This is a genomic window from Calditrichota bacterium, assembly GCA_014359355.1.
GTDB lineage: Bacteria > Zhuqueibacterota > Zhuqueibacteria > JANLFK01 > Oleimicrobiaceae > Oleimicrobium.
In genome coordinates this window covers 1-6,276 of sequence record JACIZP010000120.1, presented here as the reverse complement: position 1 = coordinate 6,276, position 6,276 = coordinate 1, and the positions used below count along the sequence as shown (strand labels likewise).

The 6,276-nt window shown below is 61.3% G+C and carries 4 protein-coding genes; all 4 read left to right on the top strand.

Going from position 1 to position 6,276, the window contains the following annotated elements:
* A partial coding sequence (locus H5U38_05045) for a T9SS type A sorting domain-containing protein (GenBank protein ID MBC7186386.1) occupies nucleotides 1–1,486 on the top strand: 1,486 nt, incomplete at its 5' end.
* A complete protein-coding gene (locus tag H5U38_05040; protein MBC7186385.1) occupies nucleotides 1,450–4,125 on the top strand; it encodes a T9SS type A sorting domain-containing protein in 2,676 nt (891 codons plus the stop codon). The genes H5U38_05045 and H5U38_05040, both read left to right, overlap by 37 nt.
* Before the next feature lie 41 nt (nucleotides 4,126–4,166).
* Nucleotides 4,167–5,999, top strand: coding sequence for a sodium:solute symporter (locus tag H5U38_05035; GenBank protein ID MBC7186384.1), 1,833 nt, complete (start codon nucleotides 4,167–4,169; stop codon nucleotides 5,997–5,999).
* 13 nt (nucleotides 6,000–6,012) lie between these two features.
* Nucleotides 6,013–6,276 (top strand): hypothetical protein (locus H5U38_05030; GenBank protein MBC7186383.1); only part of this gene is annotated, 264 nt, incomplete at its 3' end.

The window sequence follows — 6,276 nt, the reverse complement described above, 5'->3', positions numbered from 1 at the left end:
GCACCCATTGGCATTGGACGTGCGCGCCAAGAAGCGCTTTAGCAGGTACTACGATTTCTATCAGCACTCTATCATCCCTCACGATGACAACGGTTTGGGACAAAGCGTGTCCGCGGACGGCATCGTGTACTACTCCGGCTTTTCGGATGCCTTGCTGAACTGGAATTGGGCTGACGAGGAGGCGCGGCAGTACATGCTGGCCGTCTACACCCACTGGCTGCGCACCTACGACCTCGACGGATTCCGGCTTGATGTGTACTGGGGGCCGCACCGTCGCTATGGGCGCGCTGCCTTCGACGAGCCACTTCGGCAGGCTCTGCGCGCAGCAAAGGCTGATATCATGCTCTTAGGAGAGACCAACGGCACAGGCAGCGGCTCCGAGGTGCAATACGCCGATCAGGGCGGCGGCATGGATGTGGGCTATGACTGGATGCTCAGCGGGGCGCTCGATCGCTTCCCGGCCATCTCGACGCTTGACGCGCGGCTGTACAACGCGGGGTATCGACCAGGCCCGAACTCATTCTTCCTGCGCTTTTTGGAGAATCAAGATGAGGACCGCGTGGCCTACCGGTACGACAGCATCGAAAAGACCGTGCCGGTCTCCACAGCGCTGTTCTTGAGCACCGGCATCCCCCTCTTGTACCAGGGGCAGGAGGTGGGCATGGGATATAGGATGTCCGGCAGCCGAGACGACCGGGTGCGCTCTACGGTCGATTGGCAGAACCCTCCGGCGACTGTCCTGGCCAGACACTACCAGAAATTGGCACACATCAGGGCCCAGTTCCCCGCCTTTGGCAGGCAGTTCGAGGACAGCAACGGCGACTTTCGCATCGATGGTGCGGACCGCTCGGTACAGGTGCGCCTGTCGACCACTGCTGCGGATGTGTATGCCTTCGGGCGACCCTGGCCGGACCAGAACGGCGTCGTGGTCATGAACTTTTCAGGCAGCCCTGTCGCCTGTGCCGTGGCAGTTCGGCCCACCTTGTGGGCAGAGTTCAGCGAGCCCCTTGACCCGGCAAAGTGGTATTTCCTGAACGACCTCTACGCCGGCCAGTCCTCGCCCATGGTAGGTGCGTCGTTGGACACGCTGCACGTGAACCTGGCCGCCTACGGCGTGGGAGTGTTCACCATCAGCACCGTAGAGCAGCGAGCGCAGCTGCCGCCGCTCACGGTAGCGGTGGAAGGACAGAAGCGTGAGGGCGCGATTGTCGACTGGCGATTACTGCAAAACTACCCCAATCCATTCAATGGGGTCACAGTGATTCGCTACCGGCTGGCCAGTGCCTGCGCCGTGCAACTGCACGTGTTCGATGTGCGAGGCAGAAAGGTGAAGACCTTGCTCGAAGGTGGCCAATCGGAAGGCGAGCACCTGGCGGTGTGGGACGGTAGCGCCGAGGACGGCACGCAGGTTCCCAGTGGCCTCTATTTTGTGCGGCTGCAGACACGAGAATGGACAGAGGTGCGAAAAGTGGTTTTGGTCAGATGACCCATTGGCACCGGAAAGGGTTTGCGCATGCCGGTGTTCTGCATTTGCCACCGGCGATCGCCTTGCTGACGATCTGCCTGGCACATGCCGCTTCATGGGCGCAGGGAAAGGGCAGGGTAGAACGGGTCACCTTCTTCAGCCAGGCGCTGGGAATAAACAAGAGTGTGAACGTTTACCTGCCGCCTGGCTACGGCGCCGAAGGGGAGTACTATCCGGTGGTCTACTTATTTCGCGGGCACGAGCGGGAGTGGGTGAACCGCGACGAGGACGCCAGTCGCCGGGGCCGGAACATCCAGGACGTCGCCGACGAGCTCTATGCCAAGGGGCTTATTGGGAAGATGATCCTGGTGATGCCTGGCCTCTCCTCTGATGACAACACCGTGCCGGGATTGGGCGTGAATTTCGTGCAGGTCGCAGCGGCTGGAGGCAAGAGCGGAATCGGCAGCGGGCGTTTCGAGGACTTTGTGGTCGATGACGTCATCCCGTACATCGACGCCCACTGCCGAACGCTCCCGAGCCGCACGCAGCGTGGAGTGGATGGCTTCTCCCTGGGTGGCTACACGGCGATGCTCTTCATCACCAAGCACCCGGAGCTTTTCTGCTCGGCAGGGGCTTACGACGGTACCATGATGTGGCTCGACCTGGACGACCCGCGCGCTGCCGGTCCTTTGGACGACGGCACCTGGCTGGGTTCATCGCTCTTTGACCCGGCCTTTGGCAGGCCGCGCAACGTTCCCGTGATGCTGAGCTACAATCCCTGCAACTTGGTGCGCGATGCCACCCCGGGCCGAGTGGCTCTGTTGTCTACCTGCCAATTCTTGATCCACAGCGCCGGGAGCGAGCGGGCTGGCAATCTGCTCCGTTCGCAGCACATGGTGGACGTGCTCAGTTCCCGTGGGCTGGAAAACGCCTTTGCTGATATTCGTCTCGCAGCGAATGCCGAGCACAATTGGTGGTTCGCCGATGAGCACGTGCGTCTCACCTTGCCGCTCCACTGGCAGAAGTTCCAGAACCCGACCTGCACCATGCCGCTTCGTCTTCTTTTGCCCGAACCCGGCAGCCGTGTGGCAGGAGCGACAACGGTGATCTGGTCACCCGGCCTCTTGCTGTCCCGGGCCTTCACCTTCCTCTCCTTCAGCGGCGATGAAGGGCAGCATTGGTTCCCCCTTGCCACGTTGACTTCCCCGGATACAAGTTTCGTCTGGAACACCGCCGAGGTGGCCGACGGCACGCGCTACCGACTGCGAGTCCTGCTCGTTGCGGATTCGCTTGCCGGCGTGGCATCGACGCAGGGCAGGTTTACTGTGGACAATCCAGGGAATGGCAGGCCGGATTTGGTGGTTTTGCGCCCGCAAGAGGGCGAGGTGCTCTCTGGGACGCAGCTTTTGACCTGGTTTGCCGATGATGCCGAAGGCGACTCGCTGGCCTTTAGCGCCGACTACTCATCGGACGACGGCGAGCACTGGAAGCCGCTGTTTGGCTGGCAGCAGGGAGTGCGGTCATACTTATGGCAAACGCCTCTCTTTGAGAACAGCCCCCGGTATCGCCTTCTCCTGCGCTGCTCCGATGGGATGGTGACCGTGGCTGACACCTCGTCGCGCTTTGTGGTGGATAACCCGCGCACCGCGCTCGGCCAGGCGGTAGTGAGGCATGTCTCAGGCAATGGTTCTGGCAGCGTTGTCGTGCACGTCGCTTCACCTGCGGAGGTGAGGGACGCCACTTACCGCCTCACTTTTCGGGAAAAGCCCACGCGCTACGATGTCTGGGATGCAGGCAGCGGCACCCAGTTAGTGGCCGATGCGACCGAGCTGGACGGCGCGACAGAAGGCCCCCTGTTCGACGGCATGCGCCTCGTGGTGGCCGACTTTGCGCGGCCGGAGGTGAACGAGGACAGTACCGGGTGGGTGATCGGCGGATGCACGCTCTTCTACCGCGTCTACTTGCCGACGGTGGACCTGGGAAGTGAAGTTTTGGCTGCCGTCCCCTGGCCGGCGGACTATGCCATCACCCTCAGGTCAGAGGTGGTGGATACTTCGAGTGGGCTGTGGGGTGCGCAGCCACTGCCGATGAGGTTCACGGTGCAGGAATTGGGCTCGGGAGCTGCAGCAGAAGTCGTTTTCAACGACCAGGACGCCAATGCTACCATTTCCGCGGGGGACGAGCTTTTCTTGGTAGCGCGGGACGAAGAAGGCAACCCGGTGCTGACCTGGACCATCACCTTCAGCGGCATGCCCGGTGCCGTGCCGCCGGTGCCCGGGGACATCTTTGTGCTGAAGACCAAGAAGCCCTTCACCTCCCGCGATGTCTTTGAGTTCAACCCGCTGCGGAGCGGAGTTGCCGCAGCGGATGCCATGAGCGGGTCGGGAGCTCCGGCCGTCCGTGTGTATCCCAACCCTTTTAACCAGACAATGACGCTGACCTGGACGACTCCGACTGTTGATGCGGCAAGCGTGCAGGTTTTTGACCTGCGTGGCAGGTTGGTGCGCACGATGCGGGTGGCCGCCCAAGCGACCGGGCAGCGCGCTGTGCTGTGGGATGGGTCCGATGATGGCGGTTGGCAACTTCCCAGTGGCGTTTACATCGTTCGCGTGCAGGTCGGCCGGACCGCACAGACACACAAGGTGGTTCTCATGCGGTAATAGGACTCTGGACGGAAAGGGACGGAAACTGAGGAGGCAGGATGGCTCTGATTGACTATGCAGTGGTGGGCCTCTACCTTATTGCAATGGTGATCGTGGGTTTGATGCTGCAGCGGCGGGCCTCTGCGGGCATCGACTCATACTTTCTGGGGAACAGGCGGTTGCCGTGGTGGCTCTTGGGGTCCTCAGGCATGGCCTCGTGTCTGGATGTGAGCGGCACCATGATCAACACCGCCTGGATCTTTGCTCTGGGCGTGAGCGGCCTTTTCATCGAGATTCGCGGCGGGGTCACCCTGCTCATGGCCTTTCTGATGATTTTCACCGGCAAATGGCAGAGACGGGCGCAGGTGATGACCATGGCCGAGTGGATGCGCTTCCGCTTCGGCGAGGGCCGCCAGGGCGACGTGGCTCGCCTAGTGGCCGCTATTTCGACCATTGTCATGACGATCGCCATGCTCACCTACTTTGCGGTGGGGTCGGGCAAATTCATCGGTACCTTTTTGGGCATTCCCCCGTTTCTGGGCATGTCCTCCGAGTTTTGGGCTGCCGCGCTCATGATTGTGCTGGCGATGGTCTACACCGTAGCCAGCGGGCTCTACGGCGTGGTCTGGACAGACCTGTTCCAGAGCATTCTGATCTTCGCGGTCATCGCCTACACGGCAATCCTTTCCTTCCACGTGTCGTTGCCGGAGGTCTTCTCCATTTCTGTGCCACTCAAGGATGGCGGCTTTCAGGCCATCGAGGCAAGTCGTGCCACCTGGACCAGTGCGCTGCCCCGCTGGAAAGTGGATTTCCCCGCGGACTCAGCTTATTCCATCTACAATCTGTTTGGCATCAGCATTCTCTTCTACCTCATCAAGGTGACCATCGAAGGGTGCGGTGGCGGCAGCGGCTTCATCGTGCAGCGCTACTTCGCAGCGCGCAGCGACCGCGAGGCAGGATTGTTGAGCCTGTTCTGGATATTCCTCCTTTCGTTTCGCTGGGTCTTTATTGCAGCCATCGCGGTGCTGGGCATCTCCTACAGCGCAAACCACCATCTCATAACCGACCCAGAGACGGTGATTCCGGTGGTCATTCGTGACCTTACCCACACGGGTGTGCGCGGATTGATGGTGGCCGGCCTCATGGCCGCGGCGATGTCTACTTTCGACTCTACGGTCAACGCCGGTGCCGCCTACTGGGTGAAAGACATCTACCAGGCGTTCCTCAACCCCCAGGCCAGCCAGCGCAGACTGATGGTGCACGGGCGGTTGGCATCGGTAGCGGTGGTGGTAATCGGCCTTCTCTTCAGCGTGGTGGTCAAGAACATCAACCAGATCTGGGGATGGATCACCATGAGCATCAGCGCCGGGTTGTTCATTCCGGTCCTCTTGCGCTGGTACTGGTGGCGGATGAACGGCTATGGTTTTGCCATCGGCACGGTGGCGGGCATGGTAGCTGCCGTTCTCCAGCAGCTGTTGCTGCCGGACGTGCCTGAGTACGTGGCCTTTAGCCTGGCCAGCGGGAGCTCCCTTGTGGGGACAATCTTGGGCACCATAGCCACCAAGCCCACCGATAGGGAGGTGCTGCGGAACTTTTACCGCACCACGCGTCCCTTTGGGTTCTGGGGACCGGTCAGGGAGGCGCTTTCCCCGCAGGTGCAGGAGAAGTTGCGTGAGGAGCACCGCCGCGACATCGTGGCGACCTTCATGGCCGTGCCGTGGCAGCTTGTTCTTTTCTTGCTGTGGATGATGGTCATCATGCATCGCTGGGACCAGTTCAAATATGGGCTGCCGTTGCTCGTAGCCCTGTCGATCGGACTCTACTTCACCTGGTTCCGTCACTTGGGGAAAGATGTCCCGGCCGAGGCGCGAGGAGACGCAACTGTTAGCTAAGGCACACGTGGCGATGCGCAGGATTCTCCTGGCCCTCCTTGTGGGCCTGGTGTTGCCAGGTTGTTCTCGCAACGAACGGCGCATCATGGTGTGGACGTCGTTGCGGCCCGTGGAGCGTGAGGTGCTGGCTGCACAACTGGCCAAATTCGCCGAGCGCTACCCGGGATGGCAGTTCGGCCAGCTCTTCTACGGGCCAGAGGAGTGTCGCACCAACTTTATCATTTCCGCCTTGGGTGGGAGTGGTCCGGCCTTGTTGCATGGCGCCAGCGATAACGTC

Excerpts from the sequence above, each read along its gene's own strand:
- H5U38_05040 (MBC7186385.1), top strand. The coding sequence starts at position 1,450 with ATGGACAGAGGTGCGAAAAGTGGTTTTGGTCAGATGACCCATTGGCAC.
- H5U38_05035 (MBC7186384.1), top strand. The coding sequence starts at position 4,167 with ATGGCTCTGATTGACTATGCAGTGGTGGGCCTCTACCTTATTGCAATG.